The following is a 25,070-nucleotide window of genomic DNA, read 5'->3' as shown; positions in this document are numbered from 1 at the left end:
CCAACTCCTTAGAAAAATATCAGTTTTATAGCCACCACAATCAAGAAGATTGCAAATATACGGCGTAATAATTTAACTGGCAGACTGTGTGCTAACTTGGCGCCTACCGGTGCACAGAGTACCGACGCAATAGAAATTGTGAGCCAAGCGGGTACATGAATAATACCTAAAGCGCCGTGCGCCACGCCGGAAATATAGCCTTTGATAACAAAGATAAACACGGCGCTACAGCCGATAATAAAGCTTCCTAGCGATGATATGGCGATAGCTTGCCGAACCGAAAGCCCGCAACGCTGTAAAAAAGGTACTGTCAGCGCGCCGCCGCCAATCCCCACTAAGCCTGAAATAACGCCAATGATCGTTGAGCCTAAGCTAAGCCAGCGCTGCTTGATTCGCCCGACCTGTGCTTTTTGAGCGGCGGGCGGCATTGCCATTCGGATAGCCAGTACGACCAGTACCGTCGAAAAGAATACTTTTAACCAATGAGGATCGATAGCTGTGACTAAGAACGCGCCGACCATGGCGCCAATCGACAGCCCGGGCAATACTCTGACAACCCAGAAGCGCTCTTGTAATCCTGAGCGATAATGACTGTACGCGGCGCTAGCAGTGGTCATACAAATAGTCGCCAGACTTGTCGCAATCGCCGTTGGCATCACTAACGCGGGATCGATTCCCAGTTTAGGTGCTAAGTAAACGATCAGCGGAACAATCACCAAACCGCCACCGATACCGAGTAAACCCGCGAGTGTTCCTGCGAACACACCGCCGACTAAACACCATAAAATGACTGTTAGATCCATCGACTACTTCCCTGCACGCACGAAGCCACCTAGGCCCATGCTTTCCATTTTCTCGGAGATCATGCTTCTTACTTGTTCGGGCCGGCGCGCTTGGAGCGCTTTAGCCAGCATGACCTGTAATGTGCTCGAACGCACATTGCGTAAAATCCAGCGTACGCGATCAATGTTGTAGCTGTTCATACTCAATTGGCGATAGCCCATCGCAACGAGCAGCAACGCCCCCCCGGGATCGCCGGCAAGCTCGCCGCAAACACTGACTGGTTTACCAAGCTCTTCACAACGTCTTGCAATTTCATCCAAGCTAGCAAGCACCGCTGGGTGGTAGGCATCATAGAGGCTAGCCACACGACGATTATTACGGTCGACAGCCAATAAATATTGCGTTAAATCGTTACTACCCACCGAAAAGAAGTCCACTTTACTGGCCAGCATTGGGAGTTGATAGATCGCAGCGGGCACTTCAATCATGACGCCCAATTGTGGCTGAAATAGATTGACTCCCACTGCGCAGCCTTGCTCTTCGGCCACCTCAAAATAGGCCTGCTTGAGGAGACGCGACGCCTCTTCAACCTCACTCACACTCGTTATCATTGGTAGCAAAATACGTAAGTTACTGCGTCCAATACTGGCGCGCAGCATAGCGCGCACTTGCACGAGAAATATCTCAGGATGGTCTAATGTGAGCCGAATACCGCGCCAGCCGAGAAACGGGTTATCCTCTTGTAACTGCAAGTAGGGTAAAGGCTTATCGCCACCTACATCTAAGGTGCGCATGATCACCGGCTGATCGGGGAAGTAATCTAATACCTCCTTGTACATCTCGACTTGTTCATCTTCCGTCGGCAACTGGTCGCGCATCATGAAGGGGATTTCAGAACGGTATAAACCCACCCCATCAATATTCAAGTGACGCAGGTACTCCTGGTGGATATCGAGTCCTAAATTGAGATGCAGACTCACCCGCTGCCCATCTTGGGTCTGTGCTGGCAGATGGGCGTGTTCGGCAACAATCGACTTGAGTTCTTCTTCCTCATCAGCGAGATGTTGATATTGCTCGCGTACTTGTGGAGGCGGGTTGATATACACTTCACCCGTGTACCCATCCACGATGAGTACTTTCTCAGAAAAATAATGCAGCTCAATATCATCGACGCCTAAGACAGCGGGAATACCCATACTGCGCGCCATAATGGCGGCATGCGAGTTACTTGAGCCACGTAACGAAATGATGCCTGCAATCTTAGCTCGGGGAAGTTCCGCCAACATCGAGGCCGTCACCTCATCGGCAACCAGTATGCCTTGCTCGGGAAATTCACGCCGCTTACGTTGACGCTGCTGCAGATGCATCAAAACGCGTTGACCGATATCGCGAACGTCTGTCGCTCGTTCGCGCAGATACGAGTCCTCCAGCGCTTCGAACTGATCAACGAACTCTTCGACCACGTGTTTTAAAGCTGTTTGTGCGCGCCAGCCTTGACCAATCATCTCCTCCACCGCGCTACCCAAACTCGCTGCGTCGAGCATACCTTGGTACACATCGAATATTGCCAAAGTATCGTCCGGCACTTGACCATACATGCGCTCAGCCAGCTGCTTTAGTTCTGCGCGCGTGCGCGCCACCGCTTGTCGGAACTTACGCACTTCATGTCGCGGACGATCGGTTTTCTGCGGGGATACTTCTTTTAGGCTGACCTCTGGGCGCGCGACAAACGCATCACCGATCGCCACACCGGGTGAGCCGGGCAATGCTTGAATACTATGCACCCAAGGCGAGTGATCGTGGGTCAATAACCCCTTGGTATTCGCGTGCGCAATGACCACCGACAACTGCGCAGCCAGTGTGACAACAAATGCTTCTTCCTCACGCGTAAAGTGCCGTGCTTGGCTTTGGTGCACGACAATAATACCTAACACCTTACGGCGATGAATGATCGGCGCAGCTAACAGTGCGCGGTACTGAGATTCGTTGCTGTCTAACAGTTCTTTGTTAGCTGGGTGGTTTCTGATATCAGCAATATTCAGTGGCTCTTCACGCTGCGCGGCGAGCGAGATAATACCATCACCAAAATCAACCCGAATCGGATCGCCTGAGGCATCAGCAAGACCATCACTGGCTGCCATCACATACTGATGAGCCTGCGCATCCGCTAAAAACACACTGCAACTATCGGTCCCGAGTGCGGCACGCACTTGAGACACCATGGTGCGAAGCGCTAGCTGAAAATCAGCCGCTTTATTCACACTTTCGACGATTCGCTGCAGAGTGACCAGCATCATTAACGCTTCCGTCTATTAGAACGGCCATGGCGACCATGGCGGCTCGAGGTCTTGGTGTTGTTCAAGCTGGGCATAGCATACGCAGCGAACTCTCTCATTACGCGACGGTAAACGTCACGCTTAAACGATACGACCTGACGCACGGGATACCAAAAACTGACCCATCGCCAACCATCAAATTCCGGGTGTCCGGACTGTAGAACGTCGACATCTTCTTCGCGACACTTAAGCTTCAACAGAAACCACTTTTGTTTCTGTCCAACACACATGGGCCGTTGTTCCCGCCTAATCAACCGTTTGGGTAAACGGTAGCGGAACCAGTGACGGCTGGTGTACAGAATTTCTACCTGCTCTGGCTTAAGACCGACTTCTTCCCAAAGTTCTCGGTACATTGCCTGTTCAGGGGTCTCACCATCATCAATACCGCCCTGCGGAAATTGCCAGCTATGCTGATTAATGCGGCGAGCCCAAAATACCTGCCCATGCCCGTTACAGATGACGATTCCTACGTTTGCCCGGAATCCTTCAGCATCTATCACGCGAGCATCCTCAATTATTCTTTGATAAAGTGATTCTTCCATAAAGGGCGACTTGGAGCAAATCAAATGCGTTTCCCTGTATCGGCACCGCAGTCGATTGAAGAGCTATTACAGCGCGCACATCAGCTTACCGGGCAATCATTCGCTCAATTAGCGGATGATGCGGGTTTAGCGATGCCGAATGACCTCAAACGAGACAAGGGTTGGGTCGGCATGATGTTGGAGCAACATTTAGGAGCAAGTGCCGGTTCGAAACCTTTACAAGACTTTCCAGAGCTTGGCGTAGAACTCAAAACACTGCCCGTGGACGCGTACGGTCAGCCGTTAGAAACTACCTTTGTCTGTGTCGCCCCGTTGGTTAATACCTCTGGGTTGAACTGGTTGAATAGCAATGTACGTAATAAGTTAAGCTGTGTGTTGTGGTTACCCATAGATGGGCGTCGCGCGGTACCGCTCGCTCAGCGTGTGGTCGGCCAGCCGTTCTTGTGGCGCCCCACCGCAGAACAGGAGCTTGCCTTACAACGTGACTGGGAAGAACATATGGATCGTATTGCACTCGGCGAAGTGGAAGCTATCACCGCACGCCAAGGCGAGTTTTTACAGATCCGACCGAAAGCAGCGGATGGGCGCGCACTAACCGACGCGGTGGGCCCTGATGGACAAATAATCCAAGTGCGTCCGCGTGGTTTTTATCTCAAGAAAACATTCACGCGAACCATACTAGAGCAGGTGTTTAATGCAGTTTAATGTCACTCCACAAGCAAAACGAAATGCCATCAGTTTTTGTGCCATAGCCGTTGGTCTTATCGCACTGTTGGTGTTTATGCATCTAATTCGCGATGATATCCCTGTTGGTATTTCCGTGGTTCTCGGCGCCGCGGCGGGGATCCTGTTGTTGCTGGGTATTGGGAAGCTCATTGAGCCCCCTGTTTCACTAGTGATTACGCCCGATACGATTCGCTACATTCATCGCAAGGGCGAATGGCAGTTGGACTGGGATAACGTGGTACGATTTGATATTCCGCGAGTACATCGACTGATGGACTTAGAGGACGCGCCTTTCCTCGGCTTTCGGGTATATAACAATGACGCCATATTACAGTCGATTTCACCCCGTTTGGCCTCTGCCATCTTATTCGAACAGCGCCAATTAATGACGATGGCGCTGCGCCATGAACGGCCCGATCAAGCCGATTACAGTGAATACTTTGATATCCCTGAACGGTTTGTCAGTTCGGAAGGTCGGGTTTACAAAGGTCTTATCGCTGTTTTTGGCCGACGTATGGAGCAAATGCGCGAATTACTTGGCTATGATCTCTACGTTAGCGCAAACGCACTCGATAGAGACATCTACGAATTCAAAGGCCATTTACAGCGGCTACAAGCGTCGCGCCAAGAAGCCAAGCAAAGTGATGATAGTTAGCGCTTCAAACGTTCGAAATCGGGGATTGTGTAAGCTTCCACTTCGGGTTTTTGAAACAAATAACCTTGCATCAATTCAACACCGTTGTATTTCAGGTAGTAGTATTCATCGATGGTCTCAATACCTTCTGCTACTAGCGTAATACCGAGCTCTTCGGCGGCACGCTGAACGGCAGCGAATAACGCTTTTTTAATTCGATCTTCGTGGATATTGCGGATCAGCTTCATATCGATTTTCAACAAATCCGGCTGAAAGTCAGCCAACAAGTTGAGTCCCGCATATCCTTCGCCAAAATCATCAATCGCGGTTAAAAAGCCGTGCTCGCGGTAGGTCTTAAATACATCGACCAACAAACTGTGATTTTCGACTTTCTCGTGCTCAGTCACTTCGAAAATAATATTCTCGCGTGGCAGGCCTGTCTTTCGCGCTGTTTTAAGCGTTTGTGCTAAGCAAGTTTCTGGCTCGTAAATGGCGTTCGGCATGAAGTTGATACTGACCTTTGACGGCAGTTGTATACGCGCTGCAGTTTCGATTGCCGTCATGCGGCAGGTTTGATCAAACGTATATTTATTTGAATCGTTCACACGCGACAGTACTTCACCCGCGCCTTCGCCGTTCGCGCCGCGCACCAGCGCTTCGAAAGCAAAGACGTCGCTGTTATGCACGTTAACGATTGGCTGAAAAGCCATTTTGATGTCAAAGCCTAATTCAGACTGACAATCACATGATGGGCAAGCCGCCATGATTATATTCCTCGTATCAATTGTTTGTCGCGTGATCTAAGGTAACGCAAATGAAGCTAATTTTGATCAACTTGTAAATGATGATTTAGAAACAAAATTTTCTTGCCTTTATTTATATTTAGTGTAATTAAGCGCTGCGAATATCGAATGGAGAAATGAATGGAAATTTTAGGTTGGAAGGAATGGGGTCGGTTACCTGATATTGGTATTGATGCGATTCATATGAAAGTCGATACAGGTGCCAAAACATCGTGCCTACATGCGTTTAAATTAGAGCCGTTTGAAAAGGATGGTAAACCATGGCTACGTGTGTTTGTGCATCCCCATCAAGACAGTCTAGAAGAACATATTTTTGAAGCCCCTATTCATGACCAGCGCGAAGTCACTGACTCTGGCGGTCACACAGAGGTGCGTTATGTTATTCGCACTCGACTCTGTTTGGGCGAGTTTGAGGGCCCGATTGAACTGACCCTGACTAATCGTGACACAATGAAGTTTCGTATGTTACTTGGTCGACAAGCCATGCGTAAGCGTTTTATGGTAAACCCTGAACTAGCTCATCAACTAGGAGAGCGCACATGAGAATCGCCATTCTATCCCGTAATTCAAAACTCTACTCTACACGCCGTTTAGTCGAAGCCGCAAAAGCACGGGGTCATGAGGTCGATGTGCTAAATCCATTGAGCTGTTACATGAACATTAATGCGCGTGAGTCATCGATCCATAAACACGGTGTTGAGCTGCCCTACTACGATTGTGTGATTCCGCGAATCGGTGCTTCTGTTACCTTTTATGGGACCGCCGTATTGCGTCAGTTTGAGATGATGGGCACCTATCCTCTGAATGAGTCTGTTGCCATTTCTCGTAGTCGCGACAAACTGCGTTCGTTGCAATTGCTATCACGCAAGGGGATCGGTCTACCCACGACCGGTTTCGCAAGTCAGCCGCAGGATATTCCAGATCTCATCGATATGGTCGGTGGTGCACCTTTGGTGATCAAATTACTCGAGGGTACGCAAGGTATCGGTGTCGTATTAGCAGAAACCCGCCAAGCCGCTGAAAGTGTTATTGAAGCATTCATGGGTTTGCAGTCCAATATCATGGTGCAGGAATACATTCGTGAAGCAGGTGGTGCGGATATTCGCTGCTTTGTTATTGGCGATAAAGTGATCGCGGCAATGAAGCGCCAAGCCAAGGAAGGTGAATTTCGTTCGAACTTACACCGTGGTGGCAGCGCATCACTGATTAAACTCACTCCGGCCGAACGCGCTACCGCTGTAAAGGCAGCGAAGACCATGGGGCTCAATGTGGCGGGCGTCGACCTGTTACGTTCGAACCATGGGCCCTTGGTGATGGAAGTTAACTCGTCACCCGGTTTAGAAGGTATTGAGGCAGCAACCGAAAAGGATGTTGCGAGTCAGATCATTGCCTTTATGGAGAAGAATGCTAAAGCTCATAAAACACGCACGAAGGGTCGCGGCTAATGGCAGCAAGAAAGCCGCGTATGGCGGTATTTGAATTAGCAGGTTGCCGCGTTGAGCCAGGCAGTCACCAACATGTGCGGCTACCCGCTGCACGGCTATATAATGACGCACCTCTTGACCTGCGAGTCGACGTATTCCATGGCGTAAAGCCGGGTCCGGTGCTATTACTGAGTGCTGCTATCCACGGTGATGAACTTAATGGCATCGAAATTTGCCGACAGATCATACAACGTATAAATCCACTCGAGCTTGCGGGCACCCTGATCGTCGTGCCCATCGTCAACCTGTTTGGCTTTATTCAGCAATCGCGCTACCTGCCCGACCGCCGTGATTTAAACCGTTGCTTCCCGGGCTCCGAGCGAGGCGCTCTGGGTTCGCGTATTGCCCACCTGTTTAATGAAGAATTAGTGCAGAAGGCCTCGCATATTGTCGATCTGCACACCGGTGCCATCCATCGTAGCAACTTGCCACAAATTCGAGTGGATATCGATAACGCGCAAGCGCTCGCCATGGCAAAAGCCTTTGGCTCACCGGTAATTCTTAACTCAAAAGAACGCGATGGGTCATTGCGTGCGCTGGCAAATAGTTTAGATATTCCGCTTATTTTATATGAAGCCGGTGAGGCATTGCGGTTTGATGATGCCTCAATTAATTCAGGTGTGGTTGGCGTGATTAACGTCCTTAAACATCTCAAAATGCTTAGAGGACGCCGCCAGGGTCGCCGTATATCGCCGGTCATTTCGAGCCGCTCGACTTGGGTTCGTGCCGAGAAAGATGGTTTAGTGCTTAGGAAAGTTGAGCTGGGGCAAACCGTACAACCTGACCAAGTGTTGGCGCACATTGCCAGCCCTCATGGTGACGATGTGGACGTGATCACTTCACCAGTTCCGGGCATTATCATTGGCTGTACCAACATCCCAGTGGCAAATGAAGGGGAAGCTTTATTCAATATCGCACAATTTGAGTCAGATAGTTTAGAAGAGGCGACCGATATCATCGATTCGTTCACTGAAACGTATGAGTAATAGCAACACGACTTTAATCGACTTTGCACAGGGTTTGCGTCACTGCGATCAGCAAACGGCTACCTACCGCGCCGTTTTACAGGCGTTCTGTGAGCAATACGCGCAGGCTGCAGTGTTTGATGCAACGGCCTCTGACGAGTTGATATATCACGAACTACACTCATTAAAAGGGTTGAGCGCCACGATTGGTGCTCAACCCCTCAGCGACTCTGCAGCCGACCTATTTAAAAACTGGACAACTATTGAAAAATCGAAAAAAAATAATGGATTAGCCGATTTACAAGTGCAGTTGGACGCAGTGCTTGTAGCCATTAACCAACACTTAAAGCAAAATATCTGATCAAATTTCGGGCAATCTTTCTTATTTTTCGTTATTATCTGCCGATATAACAATAACAATAGACATTCGAATAAAGTGTTATGGCAGAGTCCGACAAAGCGATACAGTTCGAACGCTCCGGCGACGATGTTTACGTCAGTATTTTAAAATCGACTGACGGTATCGACGCGGGCAAGATTAAGACGGCCTTTGAGATGAGTCGTTTTGCTGATGCTTTGCTGGTAAATGACAACGCCTTTAACCAAGTCACCAATAATTTCTTACAATGGCAAGGCAAAGAACATTCCTCCTCCAGTCATTACAATGAACGCGTAGCCACGCTCGAAGATGCCCAGTTGTATGTTGTTATCAGTGATGACCACATGACAGCAACTATTAGTTGCGACGCAGCCCGAGGTGGCGAGCCCATCAAACGACAAGATATTTTAGAGGCATTAAAAGCCGCAGGTGTTGTCGCGGGTATTAAACGTAAAATGGTCGATAAGGTCATTAGTCACTCACTCAAAGTTGAGCCAGGAAGTAACTTCGAAGCCACCATTGCACGCGGTGTAACCGCTAAAAATGGCGAGAATGCTTGGTTTGAACGGCTTGTTGATGATGCTCGGCAACGTGTTTTACAGCCTCAAGAACGTGAAGATGGCACGGTCGATATGCGTGATTTGGGCGAACAAATTACCGTTCTTGAAGGTGACCCTCTACTTAGAAAACATCCACCGACCCGAGGCCGTCAAGGCACGACTGTAAAGGGCGATGTGATTGAGGCCATCGACGGTGAAGATGCTGAAATGGTGCCCGGCGAAGGCGCTCGCATCGCCGATAATGACCCGATGCTAATTGTAGCTGATCGAACAGGCATGCCCTGGTTTACTCATAATTCGGCCAATGTTGACGATGTGCTAACGTTGAAAACCGTGGATGTCTCGACGGGTCACGTAAAGTTTAAAGGCAGCGTGATCGTGACAGGTAATGTCACTGAAGGTATGCGTGTCGAATGCACCGGCGATATCACGGTCGCAGGCTACGTTGATTCTGCACAACTTTATGCAGGTGGAAGTATCACTGTGCGTAAGGGCTGTATTGGTCATATATCCTCTGAAGATGAAGAGCGCCTGCAAGCCGACGAAGCCTACATCCCGCACTTATCTTCAAAAATGGATGCGGGTGCTTCGATTTGGTGCGCCTATGCTCAATATGCTTTTTTAGAATGTAAGCAATCACTAACCATCGATCGCCAACTCACGCACTGTCACGTTAAATGTGCGGGAGAAGCCTTCATTGGCGGTCAAGATACCAGTGCCCGCGGTAAAGTGATTGGAGGTACCTTTGAAACCTGTGCTAATGTCTCGGCGGGTCAACTGGGTGCTCGTGCGGGTACACTTACACGGTTCTTGCTTTCGGTGCCGCCGCCAACGCCCAGTGATGTGCAAGCCTTAACAGATTTATACCGTCAGTTACGCGTGACCACCCACAGTTTGAAGCGCATTAAATTGGGCTTACAGCGCTGCAATTCACTGGCCAATAATGAACAGCAAAAGTCACTCAAACAATCCTTACGCACGGCGGCGCACAATGAGCTCAATCGCATGCGTGGCGTACAAAATGATCTTAAAGTGATGCGCGCTTCATTAAAGAACCACCCTACGTTGAGAATTGTCGCCGCAAAAGAGGTGTTTCCCGGTGTTCAATTAGAGCATGAGCGCAAAAAACTCCGCATGAAAGAGCATCGGGGTGGTACACTGTTACTATTGAAAGATCACGAACTAAGAATGGATATCCTACGATAGCTTATGGCCGTTCAATCGACCTCTGATGCTGTTGCGCGCTTACTCAGTCGACATAGTGATGCCAGTTGGCTCGCTACGCCGCGCAACAAACGCCTTGTAATACATCCCGATGGTAGTCAGCTCGCGCCCTTTTTCGAACATGCGTGGTGTCTGCATGTTGGACACGTGCAACACTATAGTCACGGACTCTGCCAAGCCAAAGCGCCGGTGCTTGCGCACTACGAACTCATTTTGTTAGTCGTTGCGAAAGAGCAAGCACTTAATCAGTGGTTGCTACAACAAATCGCTCAACAAGCCCCCCATGCCGCTATTCTTATCGTTGGCGAGAAGCGCGGTGGTGTGACGAGCTTGGTAAAGAAATTACCTGTCGGCTACGTAAAAGCGAAAAAACTAGCATCAGGTAACCACTGCCAATTATTCGAAACACGGGTACTGGAATCACAAGCGGCGCAAGACTATCCCATGGTAGCTCCCTCGTTTGAAGTTAACTGGCGTGGTGTCCAAGCGCATTTCAACACACTGCCCGGGGTATTCAGTCAAGGTCGACTAGACCCAGGCACCGCATTATTGCTTGAACACATACCCGACGAGTGTCAAGGCAAGGTGCTCGACTTTGCCTGCGGCAGTGGTGTGATCGGTGGTCTAGTGAAACTTAAGTATGATGTCGAGATCATTGCTTCGGATGTTAACCCAATGGCCATTGCCAGTACCCAGATGAACTGGCAAGCGCTCGGTATTGAAGGTCAGGTGATGCTAGCAGACGGTCTACCGCAACTAGACGCTGGCGGACTCGACTGGATTCTCAGCAATCCCCCCTTTCATACTGGCTTACGCACTGATTACGACATTGGCGAGCACTTTATCCGACATGCGTATCAACAATTGCGTCAAGGCGGTCAGTTAATGATTGTTGCTAACCGCTTTTTACCCTGGCCTGAGCATATCCAACGCGTTTTTGGTCATTGCCTCGAGGTCGCCGACGATGGAAAATTTAAAGTCTTAAGAAGCAAGCGTTTAAGTTGAATATACAATTCTTCACGTTGAATTTGCATAGATTTGGATGCACACTCATTAACCATTTGATAACATAGACTAAACAAGATAACAAAGTCGTCCACGCGTCATAATAATGCAGACCATTTCGCTCAAAAGAGGCCTCATTTACATTGTACTGTTGATCACCGTTGTCGCCTTGGCAATCGGTTTCAGTATCAATCTATTTAGTCAGGTCAGTCAGTACCGCCAAGCACTTTTAGACCGCAGTGAATCAGATGCCCGTATGATAGCGGTGCACGCGGTTCAAAACTTGGCGTTTAGCGACAATACAGCCGAACAGCGGCGACTGGCGACACTGAGTAACAATCAATTTATTCAACATGTCCATATTTATAAAATCGACACCGTCAGTGGTGATCTAAGCTTTTTCTCAAGTTATAACAAAGAAGGGCTAGCACCTATTCCAGCCAAGTTTGCGCAAATAGAGCGTCTTTCTGAACCTCGTTTACAAGCTGATTACATTGAGGTTGCGCAGGCTATTCAACTCGATGGTCAGGTTGTCGGCTATGTTTATTTACGCGCCAGCAGCGACGAGTTGCGGTTGTTTAAGCTTCGTTCGTTGGCCGTCGCCTGCACTGTGTTCGTGCTCACCTTGTTAATATGCGCGCTACTGACTTTGCGCCTACGCCGTATACTGAGTCAGCCGCTGGATCGCATTGTTGATATCGTTTCACAGATTTCGCGCAATAAGGACTATGGCCTGCGGCTACCCGAGTCTCGCGTGAACGAATTTAATGAGCTCGGCAATGCACTCAACATCATGCTTGAGCGTGTACAGCATCATATTCTGCGTCAACAAAAGGCAGAGCGCGAAGCCAGCCAACTGAATGCGGAACTCGAACAGCAAGTGACGCAACGGACTAAGGCGTTGCGCGAATCGAACCAAGAGCTACTCACCACCCTTGAACAGCTACATAAATATCAAGGCCAGTTAGTTGAGTCAGAAAAAATGGCTTCACTCGGCGATATGGTTGCTGGCGTTGCGCATGAGGTAAATACTCCCATCGGACTTTCAGTAACTGCATCAACACTGCTACAAGATAAACTAGCGGTGATGCGTGAGAAATTCGATGAGAAGCGCATTTCTACAAATGAATTTGCACGCTTTTTAGAGGATTGTGATGAGAACTTATCGATTATCTATCGCAACTTAAATCGTGCTGCGGACTTGGTAACCAGCTTTAAGCAAGTCGCGGTTGACCAGTCTTCTGAGGTTGATCGAGCCATTGATATTGAGCAATTCACGCGTGACATGCTGATTTCCGTGAAGCCACGGCGTCTAAATGCCGAGCAGTTCCCAATTAACATTGAGTATGCACCCGGGCTTTGTGTAGTGACTAAACCGGGCCCCCTCAATCAGATCTTGATTAACTTGGTGACTAACTCAATGATGCATGGCTTTGATAATCGCGATGCAGGTCAAGTGGATATTTTATTTGAGCGTCGCGAAGATGAACTAGAAATAACCTACCGAGACGATGGTCGAGGTGTTCCTCATGATATTGGTAAGAAAATTTTTGACCCCTTTGTTACCACAAAGCGAGGTTCGGGTGGCAGTGGCTTAGGCTTGCATCTGGTCTATAACTTGGTTACTCAAGTATTAGGGGGACAAATACACTTTTTCAGCGAGCTTAATCACGGAGTCGAATTTATTGTTCGTTTTCCTGTTAAATCGTGCGAAAATCAAACTTAATCTGGGTTTTTGTTGAAAATTTTTGAACAAAAGTCATAATGTGGCATCAATAGGACTGTATTCAGTACTTTTCAATTCGTCACTCGAACTAATTGCTAGGAACGCACTGCTTTATGAACGCCAGACTTTTAATTGTTGAAGATGAGGTGGTTACTCGCCAAACATTAACGCGACTCTTTCAGCAAGAAGGCTATGAAGTATTTGACGCTGCTGACGGCTTGCAGATGGAAAATATCATGCGCCAAGAGCGTATTGACGTCGTTATTATGGACGTTAACTTACCGGGTAAAAACGGTTTAGAGCTCGCAGAGTCTTTACGCGAACGAGATAATATTGGCCTTATCTTCTTAACCGGAAGAGACAGTGAAGATGATCGTTTACTTGCCCTAGAACTCGGCGCAGATGATTATCTGATCAAACCTTACAATCCGAAAGAGCTTACAATTCGTGTGCGCAACTTATGCCGCCGCATTGAGTCCTCACGTTCGAGCAGCCCCGTGGATAACGACAGTGTTCAGTTCAACTTTCACGGTTGGCGTCTAAACAGTGATAGCCGGTGTCTCTACTCACCTGATAATCAGATGTTCAGATTACCTAAGAGCGAATATCGCGCATTGGAACTGTTTCTGACGAACCCAGGTCGCATTCTTGACCGCGAAACTTTAGTAAAGCGTATGTTGGATCGTGAGTTACGTCCAAATGACCGTACGGTTGACGTTGCGATTCGTCGTATTCGTCGTCACTTTGAATCGCACCCTGAAACGCCTAATCTAATCACGACTATTCACGGTGAAGGCTACCGCTTTATTGGTGAGGTTGAGCAAGAGTCTCAGTGAGACTGTTGCTCTAGCCAAGCTTGAATTTGCTGGCGGTGTGGGATCACGCTGTCAGCCCAATTTACCAACCACTGTTCGGCTTTAGGCCAGTCCCATTGCTTTTTCTCTAAATCTTCCATGTAAACCGCAAGTGACTTGAGTCCCACAGAACGGCAGGCACCCTTCACCTTGTGCGCTTGCGAACGCAAAGCGGCCTCGTCTTTATTCTTAGCAGCCTCATGGAGTAAACTCGCATACCCTTGAATAACCTTGTCAAAGGTTTGCAGGCTTAGCTCTAAGCCCTCTTTGCCCAGCGACTGATAATATTGCTGCAGCAATTCGGTATCGAGTACATCAGAATTTGTCATATCTTATCCATTCTAAATCTAAAACCTTATCCTGTGCGTAATCGTACATTGAGTCAACCGATACCTTTAATCGGTTTTATTTGATTAATTTTTAGCTTCGGGAATGAAATGATCCCCCTATCTAAGATATACTACTGGACTTGAAGTTTATGCTTGATAAATTGAAGAAAGAGCGGAGTTCCAAACGAATGCCGAACAGTATGCCCGATGTAGCTAACCAAACGCAGGCCCAGACTGAAGGGACCTTGGATTGGGTTGGCATGAGCAATATCGAAGTACCTATTATGGTTGCAGCGTCTGATGCTTCCGAGCGTCCTGTTGCAGCTCACGTTGAAGCTTTTGTTAACCTAAAAGATCCAAAAGCTAAAGGCATTCACATGTCTCGCCTTTATCTTCTTTTAGATCAGCTATCGACTGAGGGTGAATTAAGTCATGCGTCCCTGAAGCAATTGTTGCGCGACTTTATTGAGAGCCATCAAGACATCAGCGACCGTGCATTTATAAAATTCGATTTTGACTATCATTTACGCCGTGAGTCATTGATTAGTCGCAAAAAAGGTTGGAAGGCTTATCCAGTCAGTTTAACCGGCCGTTACGACGAAGGTCATTTAAACCTAGAGCTAGCCGTCGATGTACCTTATTCATCAACCTGCCCTTGTTCAGCCGCTTTGGCTCGTCAGCTTATTCAGGAAGCGTTTGACGAAAAGTTTGCTGGTCAGGATAGCGTTGATAAAGCGACCATTCATCAATGGTTAGGTAGTACAGAGGGTATCGTTGCAACGCCGCATAGCCAGCGCTCAACAGCGCAAGTTAAGGTTGCTCTAAGCGATAGCGTCGAAGAGTTCCCCATTGTGGCGCTCGTGGATGCCATCGAAGATGCGCTTAAAACACCGGTTCAAGCCGCGGTTAAACGCGAAGATGAACAAGAGTTTGCTCGCCTTAATGGACAAAACTTGATGTTCTGTGAGGACGCATCTCGCCGTCTACAACACAAGCTCAACCAGATGCCTATTTTTGAAGACTTCTGGGTTCGCGTAAATCATTACGAGTCGCTGCATGCGCACGACGCTGTCAGTGTCACCACGAAAGGCATTAAAGGTGGTTACAGCTCGTAATTTCAGTACCAACTGAGATGTTTTAGAAAGCTTGGCAAATCGCCAAGCTTTTTTATTTTTGGCACACTAGTTGCAACACATACCTCAACAAATCATCCGTCAAACTTTTGTTGAGGTGTCACGATGGAAATTATTCTTTTATTGTTCGTTGGTGTATTAATCGCTGTGGCTGTTATTGCTAGCCGTATGTCGGAAAGCTACGTGCCTTATCCATATAAGATGAAAGATGTCACGTTTTGTTCGGCTCAAGAAGCACAGTTCCTTACCTTACTTGATAAAGCCGTCAGTGACGATTTTAGAATCTTCACCAAAGTGCGTCTAAGCGATATCGTAGCGGTCAAAAGCGGCCTATCTCGCGCCGCTCAAAAGGATGCGCAAACTAAAGCGAGCCATCGTATTCTTGACTATGTACTGTGTGACATTGAGACGATGGAAATTAAGGCGGTTATTGAACTTGAACCTGCATCGCCACAACTGAACCAACAAAAGCGTAACCTGTTTTTAAAGAATGCGTTAGCGGCCGCGGGCCTTCCATTTCTGCGCTTTAAAGCGCAGCCAGGTTACCGAGTTGCTGAGCTAAATCAGTACATTCACGCCAAGATCCAGCAAGCAGAGCATATTAAGGCGGCCGTCCCGGGCGGCAACAAAGCGCAGCCGCAAACGGCCACTCACAACGGAAAACAAAGCGAAGAATCGCCTATTGCAGCTTAAGGTAGACTCTGTAAAACTGCGGTAATGGACACTCAATACCTGCAGTGGTTTTACCACCCCATCGTACTTGCAACATTAGCGCTCATTCTCGAGCGCTTTTTTTCGTTACCGGAACACTGGCACCCGTTAGCCGTATTTCGTCTATTTGCCAAATTTCTGACAGACAAAGTATGCCATCCAGAGCACGGCGCGACACAGCAAACAATTGCCGGCACCTTATTATTGGGCTTATTGTTAGTCATCTGTCTGACACCTGTAATCGTTATTCAAATGAGCGCCGAGTTACATCAACTCACTGCGGCGATATGGCTATGGTTTGCGTTAAAATATAAACGGACCTTTGACCTTACAAAGCTCGCCGCTCGCGCACTCAACAAGGGGCAAAAACGTGCCGCACGCGCTATTGTCAGTCGCTTTGTTGCCTATGATTGCGAGCAGTTAAGTCCACTTGGTTTAGCTAAGGCGATTTTAGAAGTTCGACTACGCATACTTCTGGTTAACGTGCTGGCACCGCTTATCACTTGGTATGTAGCCGGTTCAGCCGCCGCGCTGGGCGTTCGCTTAATTATTGAGTGTTATCATTTATGGCCACAAACGGCGCCTCGGTATCGCTTCTTTGGTGTGTCTTCACAGTGGTTGTATAGCACTATCGAGACCCTCACTTTGTTTGTTCCAGCGCTCCTATTAATGCCTCTGGCGTGGTTTGCAAGATCGCGCCCAGCAACGCCGGTCCGCCAAGGTCATGGTATGTCGATCGGGGCGTTTCTCTGGCTCGATGTGCTGAGTCGACTGCATCGTGTTAGTTTAGGGGGCCCGCAGAAATACCAACAAAAGCGCATAGCTCGGACCCGCTTTGATGGCCCCTCCGCCACCCAAAAACTACTGCAAAAACGCGATTTAACAGGGATTTGGCTCGACATCGTGGTTATCGTGCAGGTTTTTCTGTGTTTGCTATTGTTCATTTATCGACCCTGAGGTCGAGTTCGTATATACTGTGCGCCCTAATAAGCAACCGAAAGTAATTATGAAAACCATTGATGTAATTGGCATCGGCAACGCACTCGTCGATCAGGAATTTGAAGTCAGTGAAGACTTCCTAGCCAAACACCATTTGGAAAAAGGCATGATGGCACTCATTGAGGAAGACGATCAGAACAAACTGATCGCCGAACTCAGCACAATGGGTGAACTTAAAAAGCAATGTGGCGGTGGTTCTGCGGCTAACTCACTGGTCGCCTTCGCACAGTTTGGTGGCTCTGCTTTTTATTGCTGTAAAGTCGCTAACGACGAAGCGGGCGATTTTTACCAGCGTGACCTTGAGCATGTCGGCATTCAGACTAACCTCACCAGCCAAGATAATGATGGCACTACAGGTCGGTGTTTGGTGATGGTAACTCCCGATGCAGAACGCACCATGCGCACACACCTGGGTATTACAGCTGATTTATCTACCAATGAGCTCCATCCGGACGCAATTGCGGCAGCGAAATACCTCTACATCGAAGGTTACTTAATTACTTCTGAAATCGCACGTAAGGCTATCGCTGAAGCAAAACGCATTGCGCGCGAAAATGACACAAAGATTGTCATGACCTGTTCCGATCCCGCGATGGTTAAATACTTCCGCGATGGTATTGATGAAATCCTTGATGGCGGTGTCGACTTGATGTTCTGTAACAAAGAAGAAGCAGAACTTTTAACCGGTGAAACGGATCCACACGCCGCTGCACAACGTTTATTAAACTGCGCATCGACCGTTGCTATCACACTCGGTAAAGAAGGTGCGTTAATTGCTGATGCTGAACGTCAGATCCACATTCCAGGCGTTCCTGTTCAAGCGGTCGACACTAACGGCGCAGGCGATATGTTCGCAGGTGCGATGCTGTACGGTATTACTCAAGATATGCAGCTTGAGCAAGCCGGTCGACTCGCCAGTTTGGCTGCGGCGGAGCTTGTGACTGAATTCGGCGCGCGCTTGAGCAAAGAGCGTCAACAGCAACTTTTGGAAAAGCTGCTAAGCTACGCTTAACACCCATTTTTTATGCAAAGGATAACGGTAGCATTATGAGTTTAAACGATCCTAAGTTCACCGACTTTAAAGTGGCAGATATTAGCCTCGCCGACTGGGGCCGCAAGGAAATTGCGATTGCCGAATCTGAAATGCCTGCATTGATGACTATTCGTCGTAAATATGCGGATGAGAAGCCGCTTAAAGGCGCCCGTATTATTGGTTGTATCCACATGACCATTCAGACGGCTGTACTTATCGAAACTTTGGTTGAACTCGGTGCGGACGTGCGCTGGTCTTCTTGCAATATCTTCTCAACTCAAGACCACGCAGCCGCGGCCATTGCTGCAGCCGGCGTTCCAGTCTTTGCTTGGAAAGGCGAGACAGAAGAAGAATACGAGTGGTGCCTAGAACAAACCTGCAAGAAAGATGGCGAGCTTTGGGATGCAAATATGATTTTGGATGATGGCGGCGACTTGACGCTGATGATCCACGAGCAATTCCCAGAAATGTTGGAGAAGATCCACGGTATTACCGAGGAAACCACAACGGGCGTTCACCGCTTACTCGATATGCTCAAGCAAGGCACTCTGCGTGTACCCGCTATTAATGTTAACGACTCAGTAACTAAGTCGAAAAACGACAACAAATACGGCTGCCGTCATTCATTGAATGATGCCATTAAGCGTTCTACCGACCACTTAATGTCGGGCAAAAAAGCCTTGGTCATTGGCTATGGTGACGTGGGTAAAGGTTCGGCCGCGAGCTTACGCCAAGAAGGCATGATTGTTAAAGTCACAGAAATTGATCCAATTTGTGCGATGCAGGCGTGTATGGACGGTTATGAAGTTGTCTCGCCATACATTGACGGCGTCAATAGTGACGACGGTAGCACCATCAATAAAGCGTTGTTGGGTAACATCGACTTATTGGTTACCACGACAGGTAACGTGAACGTTTGTGACCGCCACATGTTAGCAGCGATTAAGTCAACCGCCGTGGTATGTAACATTGGCCACTTCGATAACGAAATCGATACCGCGTTCATGCGGAAAAACTGGCGCTGGGAAGAAATTAAGCCACAGGTTCACAAGATCTATCGCTCTGACGATGACAATGATTACTTATTGTTGCTGGCTGAAGGTCGCTTAGTGAACTTGGGTAATGCAACGGGCCACCCTAGCCGTATTATGGATGGCTCTTTTGCCAACCAGGTGCTCGCACAAATGCACTTGTTCCAGCAGAAATTTGCCGACATGTCGATTGAGCAGCAAAAAGAATACTTGCGTGTTGAAGTCTTGCCTAAACAGCTTGACGAAGAGGTTGCACGCTACATGGTGCAAGGCTTCGGTGGTGTGATCACGCGCTTGACTCAACAGCAAGCTGATTACATCCACGTTGAGGTCGAAGGTCCATTCAAAACTGATGAGTATCGTTACTAATGATGCAAGACGAATTAACTATTCGCCCGATAACGGCCGCTGATTCAGCGGCCGTTATTAGTTTGGCAAACGAAGTTCACGGCGATAACTATCTGAATGAGGAATCTCTCGCGGCGCTACTCAATGCCGGCATAGCGGATGATATCAACCTTTCGTTTTTGGCCGAAAAGGCGGGCGAAGTGCTCGGCGTTCGGCTTACGGTAGCGCCGGGACAGTGGCCTATCGATGATGCATGCACGCCAGCCGCATGGCAGGTATCACCAGAGCATATTTGCTATTTCAAATGTGCTGCTGTTGCCGAGAGTGCCCGTGGCTTGGGCGTCGGTAAAAAGCTGCTGTCAGCCAGTATTGAAGCTGCCAAAAAGCTAGGTTGTGAAGCGGGGCTCGCACATATATGGATGCAAAGCCCGAACAACAGCGCTTATGGCTACTTCAGTGCGTGTGGTGGTGAACTAATAACCACGCATGCTAAACGTTGGTATCAAGCCTCTATTGAGGATGGCTATTATTGCCCCGTATGCGATGGTACTTGCTACTGTAAAGCAGGTGAAATGATACTCTATTTTTCATCTGAGCGGCTGTAGTCCATGTACGATCCGCTTAATGACACCGAACTACCCAAGGCAGCACCACGTGCAGGTTACTGGGCAGGTCATTCAGTCGAGTGGCCAGCGAGTTTAAATCAGCTGCCTAAAACGACTGATGCACTCGTCATTGGTGGCGGCTATACAGGGTTAAATGCAGCGATTGAACTTCGTGCACAGGGACGTGATGTCACTGTCATCGATGCTGAGCAATTAGCTTGGGGGTGTTCAAGCCGTAATGCTGGCTTTGTCATGAAAAGTACCGGTCGGCTCGGCTTGAAGCACTGGCACGATAGTTTAGGTAAGGATGTCGGCTACGCAGTGGCGAACGAACATCAACTCGCTCTGGAGCGGATCAGAGCGCATGTCCAGCACTGCCCCGATCAATGTGACCTGCGCGAAGGTGGCTACGTCAAGTTGGCACATAATAAAGGGGCGGTTAAAGCCCTGAGCGCGCAGTACCAATTCCTGCGTTCGATTCAACAGCCGGTGACGTGGCTCGATAGACAGCAGGTTGCCGATACCATCAAGACACAACATGGCTTTGCGGGTCTGAAGTTCGATGATTGCTTTGCTATCAATCCAGTAAAGCTAGCCGCTAGCGTCGCTCGCCAAGCTCATCAAGCAGGCGCACAGCTAGTAGAGCACTGTGCGGCGATCGCTATGCAGCGTTCGGATGAGGGCTGGCGGGTACACACAGCACGAGGCGAAATCGTCGCGCGTGATGTACTCTTTGCCACTAATGCCTACACTACACAAAAGCTGTTCCCTGGACTTGCACGACGTAATCTGCCCGTCGTTTCTAGCGTCATTGTTACGCCACCACTCAGTCGCGCTCAACTCGCTGCGACGGGGCTCAAAGACGACTACGCTTACATGGACACGCGCGTACTTAAATATTACTTTCGCTTACTGCCAGACGGTCGACTATTATTCGGTGGTCGTGGTGCGATTCGAGGCGCCCATGCCGAGAGTCCTCGCTACGCTAAACGTCTACTCGCCGCCCTTCACGCCAGTTTCCCGGCATTAAAGGACATCACCCATTGGGATGACTTTTGGAGCGGTTGGGTCAGTGTGTCTTTGGATGATTATCCGCGCGTCATGCAACTCGACAACAATGTTTTTGCCAGCATGGGATACTGTGGCGCGGGCGTTAGTTTTAGCGCTTTAGCGGGTAAAAGGCTAGCGGAAAAGGCCTGCGGTGTGCCGTTACCAGCACTGCCGTATTATCAGTCGAACCTTAAACCGTTTCCCTTTGCCGGCTTTCGTCGTATTGGACAGTGGGCGTTTTATCATTACGGACGGCTACGCGATATGTGGGGCTAACACCCCACAATGCTTATAGTCCAAACACGGTTTTTTCGCTCTTTAGCATACGTCCGATTAAATAGGTTAATAGTACTGCAACTAGCAATGTGAATACCGCACTCACTCCTGTACCCAACCAATTCACTGCCTCACCACGGATTAATGATAAGAAAGTTTGGTGCTGCCCCGTTAACGGCAAATAGTAAAGCAATGGCGTTTTTAGACGAGCAAACTCGACACCGAACGACGCCGCCATCGGGATTATCAGCAGAAAACTAATATACGTTTGCGCTTCTTTAAAGCTCTTCGCTCGAAAAGACACAAATAGTTGCAGACTCGTTGCTAGCAATGCCAATGGCACTAATGCCAAAAACATGATTAACAACATCTCTAAACTGAAATCAACACTCATGCCAATTTGATGGAGCGGCACAAAACTAAATATCACAGGAATAAGGATCAGCGACAGCATGGCTCCAAATAACGCGAAGCAGGAGGCGGCAAGCACCTTACCAATGACGATCGCCTGCGAACTCACTGGCTGGGATAATAAAAACTCAAGCGAATTACGTTCGCGCTCTCCAGCACTAATATCGATCGCCACATTCATACCCGACCAGAATACCGAAAGTAAGATAAACACCAGCACACTGCCCATAATGATTGCAGCTTTAGAGCCCCGCGTCGCCATGTCTTGCTTTGCTACTTGAACAGGTTGTATAACGCGCGGGTCAATGCCCCTTAAAATTAGTCGGTAATTAGCTATCTGAGCGGAGTACGCTTGCAGTGCCTGCTCGACACGCTTAACATCGGTTTGCTGTTTCTGTGCCGACCAGTCAGCGCGCAATGTCACCGCTATGGGCGTGGCGGAGGCAATGGCTTCAGCCCAATTTTCTGGAATCGAGAGTTCGATGGGTGTCACTTCAGCCGGCCAATCGGTTTCGCGTTCCACGATACCGTTCTCACGCAGGTGTTCGACGAGCTCAGGTGCGTACTGCTTACCCTCAATGCTTATTTTGACGTCGCTCGGATCGGTCAATTGGCTAATCAAAAAGAAAAATGCAACAGCCATCAGCATCGGGCCAAAGAAAGCATACGACATTGCCGCAAGTACTGAACGCTTATCGCGGAGCGCATCCTTGAACTCTTTTTTCCATATCGTTTTGTAAGCGCTCATTAGGCTGCTATCCCCTCGTCACTGCCAATAATCTTAACGAACGCATCTTCAAGGGCGGTTTCACCGGTTAACTGGCACAATTCATCCGGCGTCCCCTCAGCTGCAACTTTTCCACCGGCCATAACCACCACTCGGTCGCACAATGCAGCCACCTCTTGCATGACGTGACTCGAGAATAAAATGCAGGTGCCTGCTGCCCGTTGCTCTCGTAAAATATCACGTAGAATCCGCGTACTCATGACATCAAGACCGCGACTGGGCTCATCTAAAATCAGATGTTTAGGGTCATGCACCAACGCTTGAGCCAAGGCAACCTTCATGCGTTGCCCCTGAGAAAAGCCCGCTGATTTTCGGTCGGCAAGTGTAGCAATGTCGAGCCGCTCGATGACCGATTGCACGTTCTTCTCCAGCGTACCGCCTTTCAACCCATGCAGCTCACCAAAATAACGTATTTGTTCGCGGACCGTTAAACGTTCATAAAGACCGAATTTATCAGGAAAGATCCCTAAGTTGCTGCGTGCCTTTAAAGGATATTTATTAGCATCAACGCGTTCGATCAATGCTTCACCCGAATCGGCACGAAGGAGTCCATAAATAATACGGAGGCAGGTCGTCTTGCCGGCGCCATTGGGTCCTAACAATCCCGTTATCTCGCCATCGCGCGCAGCAAACGTCAGCTCGCTCAGCGCGTTCACTGTCTTAAAAGACTTACTTATCGACTTTACTTCAATCATGTCAAAGGCCCTCTCCGTTGGCATTCAGCACAAAAGGTGCCAGCTTCCTTTGCTTTACACATTGAGTATCTAATGCTTCGACACTCCCCTTGCGGACAAATTGTGCAACGATTTTGTTGGCACAAGTGTGTCCCGCAATGGTATGCCCTGCGTATGGTGCCACCACGTGTACGCTATTCGGCAAGGTCCGTGCAGCGATATCCGCCCAGCGTGGTGGTGTGACCGGATCTTGCGTGCCGGATAGGAGTAAGACGGGCTTTTCGCTTTCAACCGGTTGCGCAAAAGCGCTCGGCGCCGGGGTTGTTTGCCAGCCCTGGCATAAGTCGACGAAAGCTTGGCCTGTTTTACCACCAATAAACTCGTTGTTGGCGTCCTGCTGTAACAAGCTCTCAGTCGCGCGTGGTAAGTCTTCACGACATACCACCGACAGCATCAGCCCTAAGTAAATAGAATTTTGTACTGCTGTAGTGGTGCCGCCCATCAACCCTAAAATAGGTTTATAGTTGGTAGCGCGTGCCTCACTAATGGCATACGGTAATAGCTGACGTGTGGCGGGGTTATAGAGCGCAAGACGGACCACGGAACTAAACCTTCCTGGTGTCAGACGAATTTGAATCGCTTCTGCTGATAGCGGATCCTGTGTGTCGAGCAGTACGCTTTGCTGCCCAAGCGATTGCATTACCTGCTCATAATCCTGTTTAAGGTTGGGAAACCGTTGTGCGCACGATTGCTGTTGTTGGCAGTCTTGTAGCATATTCTCAAATGCTAAACTGCCATTAAACCCAAATGGGCCGATGACCACTTGCGGTGGAGCAACCGCGTCAAGGGTTGCCGTACGAACCGCGTTAGGCGCTTGCTGCAAATACTTGAGGCCAACTCGGCTGCCATACGACCCACCATAAAGGTTCCATTGCTCGACATTTAATGCTTCACGAACACGTTCAAAATCGCGAATTGCATTTGGCGTATTGTACTGTGCAACATCAACATCGGGATACTGTGCAAGACACTCTGCTGCAACTTCATCAAGTGCCTGCTCATCGTCTGAGCGAACTAATTCATCGGGGCGATTAACGTCGCAAGATAGCGGGTTACTTTTACCTGTACCGCGTTGGTCAATTAACACGATGTCGCGCTGCTTTCTAACATCGGCAAATATGCGGGCAATCATCGGCGCAAGCTCGGTAGCGGCCTGACCTGGTCCGCCTGCTAAAATCAATAGCGGATCGGGTTGTGCGTTCTCTTGAATCGAAGGAATGATTGCGTAATGAATACTGATTTGCTTCGCATCGGGTCGCTCATAGTTTTCGGGGACCGCAATAAAGCCGCACGCTAAGCGTTCAGAGAACCCTTTAATGAAACAGCCTTGGTCTTTATCAGCCGGCTCTGCTTTATCCTGTGCGTTGGTCATTGCGCTGAATACGCTCAAACCAGCAGCCAAAAGCACCCCTACTAAACGCGACCCCAATTGAGTACTCGGCCGACTTTCATTACCTAAGTTCATGAAAATGTCCTAAAAAAAGCGATAAGCAGTTATTTTCGTCCCATCACCATGTTTTAGCAACAGAAGAATGGAAACAGTTTGTTAACAAAAACAAAAAAGGCCCCCAATGTGGAGGCCCTTTGCAATCTATTTACAGC

25 protein-coding genes are annotated in these 25,070 nt (G+C 48.8%); 17 read left to right on the top strand and 8 right to left on the bottom strand.

Annotated features, from left to right (window positions below; genetic code table 11):
• Positions 1–8: 8 nt before the first annotated feature.
• The 3 genes from BFR57_RS06180 to rppH are packed head-to-tail and all read right to left on the bottom strand — an operon-like array spanning position 9 to position 3,619.
• Complete coding sequence (locus BFR57_RS06180; RefSeq protein ID WP_071463142.1) at positions 9–803, bottom strand: sulfite exporter TauE/SafE family protein; 795 nt, start codon at positions 801–803, stop codon at positions 9–11.
• A 3-nt stretch (positions 804–806) separates the two neighbouring features.
• Positions 807–3,077, bottom strand: a complete 2,271-nt coding sequence (gene ptsP / locus BFR57_RS06175) for a phosphoenolpyruvate--protein phosphotransferase (RefSeq protein WP_071463860.1) — start codon at positions 3,075–3,077, stop codon at positions 807–809.
• Between the two features lie 2 nt (positions 3,078–3,079).
• Positions 3,080–3,619: an RNA pyrophosphohydrolase gene (rppH, locus tag BFR57_RS06170; protein ID WP_071463859.1), complete on the bottom strand. Its 540-nt coding sequence runs from the start codon at positions 3,617–3,619 to the stop codon at positions 3,080–3,082.
• A gap of 66 nt (positions 3,620–3,685) precedes the next feature.
• On the opposite strand from rppH, the gene mutH reads away from it, so the two are divergent.
• Both mutH and BFR57_RS06160 read left to right on the top strand, forming a co-directional pair.
• Positions 3,686–4,366, top strand: a complete 681-nt coding sequence (gene mutH, locus BFR57_RS06165; RefSeq protein WP_071463141.1) for a DNA mismatch repair endonuclease MutH — start codon at positions 3,686–3,688, stop codon at positions 4,364–4,366.
• Positions 4,356–5,042, top strand: a complete 687-nt coding sequence (locus BFR57_RS06160) for a DUF2982 domain-containing protein (protein WP_071463140.1) — start codon at positions 4,356–4,358, stop codon at positions 5,040–5,042. Before mutH ends, BFR57_RS06160 begins: the two co-directional genes overlap by 11 nt.
• On the opposite strand, the gene BFR57_RS06155 is transcribed toward BFR57_RS06160, so the two are convergent.
• Positions 5,039–5,785, bottom strand: a complete 747-nt coding sequence (locus BFR57_RS06155) for an EAL domain-containing protein (RefSeq protein ID WP_071463139.1) — start codon at positions 5,783–5,785, stop codon at positions 5,039–5,041. The two genes, BFR57_RS06160 and BFR57_RS06155, sit on opposite strands and share 4 nt — an antisense overlap.
• Before the next feature lie 159 nt (positions 5,786–5,944).
• Between BFR57_RS06155 and BFR57_RS06150 the strand changes: the two genes are divergently transcribed.
• The 8 genes from BFR57_RS06150 to arcA all read left to right on the top strand — a co-directional run bounded on the left by BFR57_RS06150 (position 5,945) and on the right by arcA (position 14,003).
• On the top strand, positions 5,945–6,367 hold the full coding sequence (locus tag BFR57_RS06150) for a RimK/LysX family protein (protein WP_071463138.1): 423 nt from the start codon (positions 5,945–5,947) through the stop codon (positions 6,365–6,367).
• Positions 6,364–7,269 carry a 30S ribosomal protein S6--L-glutamate ligase gene (rimK, locus tag BFR57_RS06145; RefSeq protein ID WP_071463137.1) on the top strand — a complete coding sequence of 302 codons (906 nt, stop codon included), beginning with the start codon at positions 6,364–6,366 and terminating at the stop codon, positions 7,267–7,269. Before BFR57_RS06150 ends, rimK begins: the two co-directional genes overlap by 4 nt.
• On the top strand, positions 7,269–8,294 hold the full coding sequence (locus BFR57_RS06140) for a succinylglutamate desuccinylase/aspartoacylase family protein (protein ID WP_253183610.1): 1,026 nt from the start codon (positions 7,269–7,271) through the stop codon (positions 8,292–8,294). The genes rimK and BFR57_RS06140 overlap by 1 nt, the downstream gene beginning before the upstream one ends.
• The gene (locus BFR57_RS06135) at positions 8,287–8,634 is read left to right on the top strand and encodes an Hpt domain-containing protein (protein WP_071463136.1); all 348 of its coding nucleotides are present in this window, start codon (positions 8,287–8,289) and stop codon (positions 8,632–8,634) included. Before BFR57_RS06140 ends, BFR57_RS06135 begins: the two co-directional genes overlap by 8 nt.
• 80 nt (positions 8,635–8,714) lie before the next feature.
• Positions 8,715–10,418: a DUF342 domain-containing protein gene (locus tag BFR57_RS06130; protein ID WP_071463135.1), complete on the top strand. Its 1,704-nt coding sequence runs from the start codon at positions 8,715–8,717 to the stop codon at positions 10,416–10,418.
• Between the two features lie 3 nt (positions 10,419–10,421).
• Positions 10,422–11,441: a methyltransferase gene (locus tag BFR57_RS06125; RefSeq protein WP_071463134.1), complete on the top strand. Its 1,020-nt coding sequence runs from the start codon at positions 10,422–10,424 to the stop codon at positions 11,439–11,441.
• Positions 11,442–11,547: 106 nt separating this feature from the next.
• Entirely contained in the window at positions 11,548–13,167 is a 1,620-nt protein-coding gene (locus BFR57_RS06120; protein WP_071463133.1) for a HAMP domain-containing histidine kinase, read from the top strand.
• A 113-nt stretch (positions 13,168–13,280) separates the two neighbouring features.
• A complete protein-coding gene (gene arcA / locus BFR57_RS06115) occupies positions 13,281–14,003 on the top strand; it encodes a two-component system response regulator ArcA (protein WP_071463132.1) in 723 nt (240 codons plus the stop codon).
• Here the strand turns inward: arcA and BFR57_RS06110 are convergent.
• Positions 13,997–14,350 (bottom strand): Hpt domain-containing protein, encoded by a 354-nt coding sequence (locus BFR57_RS06110; RefSeq protein WP_071463131.1) that lies wholly within the window; start codon positions 14,348–14,350, stop codon positions 13,997–13,999. The genes arcA and BFR57_RS06110 overlap by 7 nt on opposite strands.
• Positions 14,351–14,538: 188 nt before the next feature.
• On the opposite strand from BFR57_RS06110, the gene folE2 reads away from it, so the two are divergent.
• From folE2 to BFR57_RS06075, 7 genes are all read left to right on the top strand, one after another.
• Positions 14,539–15,465 (top strand): GTP cyclohydrolase FolE2, encoded by a 927-nt coding sequence (gene folE2 / locus BFR57_RS06105; RefSeq protein ID WP_071463130.1) that lies wholly within the window; start codon positions 14,539–14,541, stop codon positions 15,463–15,465.
• Between the two features lie 123 nt (positions 15,466–15,588).
• Entirely contained in the window at positions 15,589–16,176 is a 588-nt protein-coding gene (locus tag BFR57_RS06100) for a DUF2726 domain-containing protein (RefSeq protein ID WP_083405054.1), read from the top strand.
• 24 nt (positions 16,177–16,200) lie between these two features.
• Positions 16,201–17,151, top strand: a complete 951-nt coding sequence (locus BFR57_RS06095) for a cobalamin biosynthesis protein (RefSeq protein WP_071463129.1) — start codon at positions 16,201–16,203, stop codon at positions 17,149–17,151.
• Between the two features lie 49 nt (positions 17,152–17,200).
• Entirely contained in the window at positions 17,201–18,205 is a 1,005-nt protein-coding gene (locus BFR57_RS06090; protein ID WP_071463128.1) for an adenosine kinase, read from the top strand.
• Between the two features lie 35 nt (positions 18,206–18,240).
• On the top strand, positions 18,241–19,626 hold the full coding sequence (ahcY, locus tag BFR57_RS06085; protein ID WP_071463127.1) for an adenosylhomocysteinase: 1,386 nt from the start codon (positions 18,241–18,243) through the stop codon (positions 19,624–19,626).
• Complete coding sequence (locus BFR57_RS06080) at positions 19,626–20,210, top strand: GNAT family N-acetyltransferase (RefSeq protein ID WP_253183609.1); 585 nt, start codon at positions 19,626–19,628, stop codon at positions 20,208–20,210. Before ahcY ends, BFR57_RS06080 begins: the two co-directional genes overlap by 1 nt.
• Before the next feature lie 3 nt (positions 20,211–20,213).
• The gene (locus tag BFR57_RS06075; protein ID WP_071463126.1) at positions 20,214–21,536 is read left to right on the top strand and encodes an FAD-binding oxidoreductase; all 1,323 of its coding nucleotides are present in this window, start codon (positions 20,214–20,216) and stop codon (positions 21,534–21,536) included.
• A 13-nt stretch (positions 21,537–21,549) separates the two neighbouring features.
• Here BFR57_RS06075 and BFR57_RS06070 read toward each other — a convergent pair whose 3' ends face one another.
• From BFR57_RS06070 to BFR57_RS06060, 3 genes are read right to left on the bottom strand one after another with little or no spacing between them, the layout of a single operon-like run.
• The gene (locus BFR57_RS06070; protein ID WP_071463125.1) at positions 21,550–22,695 is read right to left on the bottom strand and encodes an ABC transporter permease subunit; all 1,146 of its coding nucleotides are present in this window, start codon (positions 22,693–22,695) and stop codon (positions 21,550–21,552) included.
• Complete coding sequence (locus BFR57_RS06065; protein WP_071463124.1) at positions 22,695–23,429, bottom strand: ATP-binding cassette domain-containing protein; 735 nt, start codon at positions 23,427–23,429, stop codon at positions 22,695–22,697. Before BFR57_RS06065 ends, BFR57_RS06070 begins: the two co-directional genes overlap by 1 nt.
• Before the next feature lies 1 nt (position 23,430).
• Positions 23,431–24,933: an alpha/beta hydrolase gene (locus BFR57_RS06060; RefSeq protein WP_071463123.1), complete on the bottom strand. Its 1,503-nt coding sequence runs from the start codon at positions 24,931–24,933 to the stop codon at positions 23,431–23,433.
• Between the last annotated feature and the right edge of the window lie 137 nt (positions 24,934–25,070).

It is taken from the genome of Idiomarina sp. MD25a (assembly GCF_001870515.1).
In the GTDB taxonomy this organism is placed as follows: Bacteria; Pseudomonadota; Gammaproteobacteria; order Enterobacterales; family Alteromonadaceae; genus Idiomarina.
This window is presented reverse-complemented; position numbering and strand designations above follow the sequence as displayed.

Bases quoted from the DNA above. Each gene is read 5' to 3' on its own strand.
- BFR57_RS06180 (WP_071463142.1), bottom strand. From the start codon at position 803: ATGGATCTAACAGTCATTTTATGGTGTTTAGTCGGCGGTGTGTTCGCA.
- ptsP (WP_071463860.1), bottom strand. From the start codon at position 3,077: ATGCTGGTCACTCTGCAGCGAATCGTCGAAAGTGTGAATAAAGCGGCT.
- mutH (WP_071463141.1), top strand. From the start codon at position 3,686: ATGCGTTTCCCTGTATCGGCACCGCAGTCGATTGAAGAGCTATTACAG.
- BFR57_RS06160 (WP_071463140.1), top strand. From the start codon at position 4,356: ATGCAGTTTAATGTCACTCCACAAGCAAAACGAAATGCCATCAGTTTT.
- BFR57_RS06155 (WP_071463139.1), bottom strand. From the start codon at position 5,785: ATGGCGGCTTGCCCATCATGTGATTGTCAGTCTGAATTAGGCTTTGAC.
- BFR57_RS06150 (WP_071463138.1), top strand. From the start codon at position 5,945: ATGGAAATTTTAGGTTGGAAGGAATGGGGTCGGTTACCTGATATTGGT.
- rimK (WP_071463137.1), top strand. From the start codon at position 6,364: ATGAGAATCGCCATTCTATCCCGTAATTCAAAACTCTACTCTACACGC.
- BFR57_RS06140 (WP_253183610.1), top strand. From the start codon at position 7,269: ATGGCAGCAAGAAAGCCGCGTATGGCGGTATTTGAATTAGCAGGTTGC.
- BFR57_RS06135 (WP_071463136.1), top strand. From the start codon at position 8,287: ATGAGTAATAGCAACACGACTTTAATCGACTTTGCACAGGGTTTGCGT.
- BFR57_RS06130 (WP_071463135.1), top strand. From the start codon at position 8,715: ATGGCAGAGTCCGACAAAGCGATACAGTTCGAACGCTCCGGCGACGAT.
- BFR57_RS06125 (WP_071463134.1), top strand. From the start codon at position 10,422: ATGGCCGTTCAATCGACCTCTGATGCTGTTGCGCGCTTACTCAGTCGA.
- BFR57_RS06120 (WP_071463133.1), top strand. From the start codon at position 11,548: ATGCAGACCATTTCGCTCAAAAGAGGCCTCATTTACATTGTACTGTTG.
- arcA (WP_071463132.1), top strand. From the start codon at position 13,281: ATGAACGCCAGACTTTTAATTGTTGAAGATGAGGTGGTTACTCGCCAA.
- BFR57_RS06110 (WP_071463131.1), bottom strand. From the start codon at position 14,350: ATGACAAATTCTGATGTACTCGATACCGAATTGCTGCAGCAATATTAT.
- folE2 (WP_071463130.1), top strand. From the start codon at position 14,539: ATGCCGAACAGTATGCCCGATGTAGCTAACCAAACGCAGGCCCAGACT.
- BFR57_RS06100 (WP_083405054.1), top strand. From the start codon at position 15,589: ATGGAAATTATTCTTTTATTGTTCGTTGGTGTATTAATCGCTGTGGCT.
- BFR57_RS06095 (WP_071463129.1), top strand. From the start codon at position 16,201: ATGGACACTCAATACCTGCAGTGGTTTTACCACCCCATCGTACTTGCA.
- BFR57_RS06090 (WP_071463128.1), top strand. From the start codon at position 17,201: ATGAAAACCATTGATGTAATTGGCATCGGCAACGCACTCGTCGATCAG.
- ahcY (WP_071463127.1), top strand. From the start codon at position 18,241: ATGAGTTTAAACGATCCTAAGTTCACCGACTTTAAAGTGGCAGATATT.
- BFR57_RS06080 (WP_253183609.1), top strand. From the start codon at position 19,626: ATGATGCAAGACGAATTAACTATTCGCCCGATAACGGCCGCTGATTCA.
- BFR57_RS06075 (WP_071463126.1), top strand. From the start codon at position 20,214: ATGTACGATCCGCTTAATGACACCGAACTACCCAAGGCAGCACCACGT.
- BFR57_RS06070 (WP_071463125.1), bottom strand. From the start codon at position 22,695: ATGAGCGCTTACAAAACGATATGGAAAAAAGAGTTCAAGGATGCGCTC.
- BFR57_RS06065 (WP_071463124.1), bottom strand. From the start codon at position 23,429: ATGATTGAAGTAAAGTCGATAAGTAAGTCTTTTAAGACAGTGAACGCG.
- BFR57_RS06060 (WP_071463123.1), bottom strand. From the start codon at position 24,933: ATGAACTTAGGTAATGAAAGTCGGCCGAGTACTCAATTGGGGTCGCGT.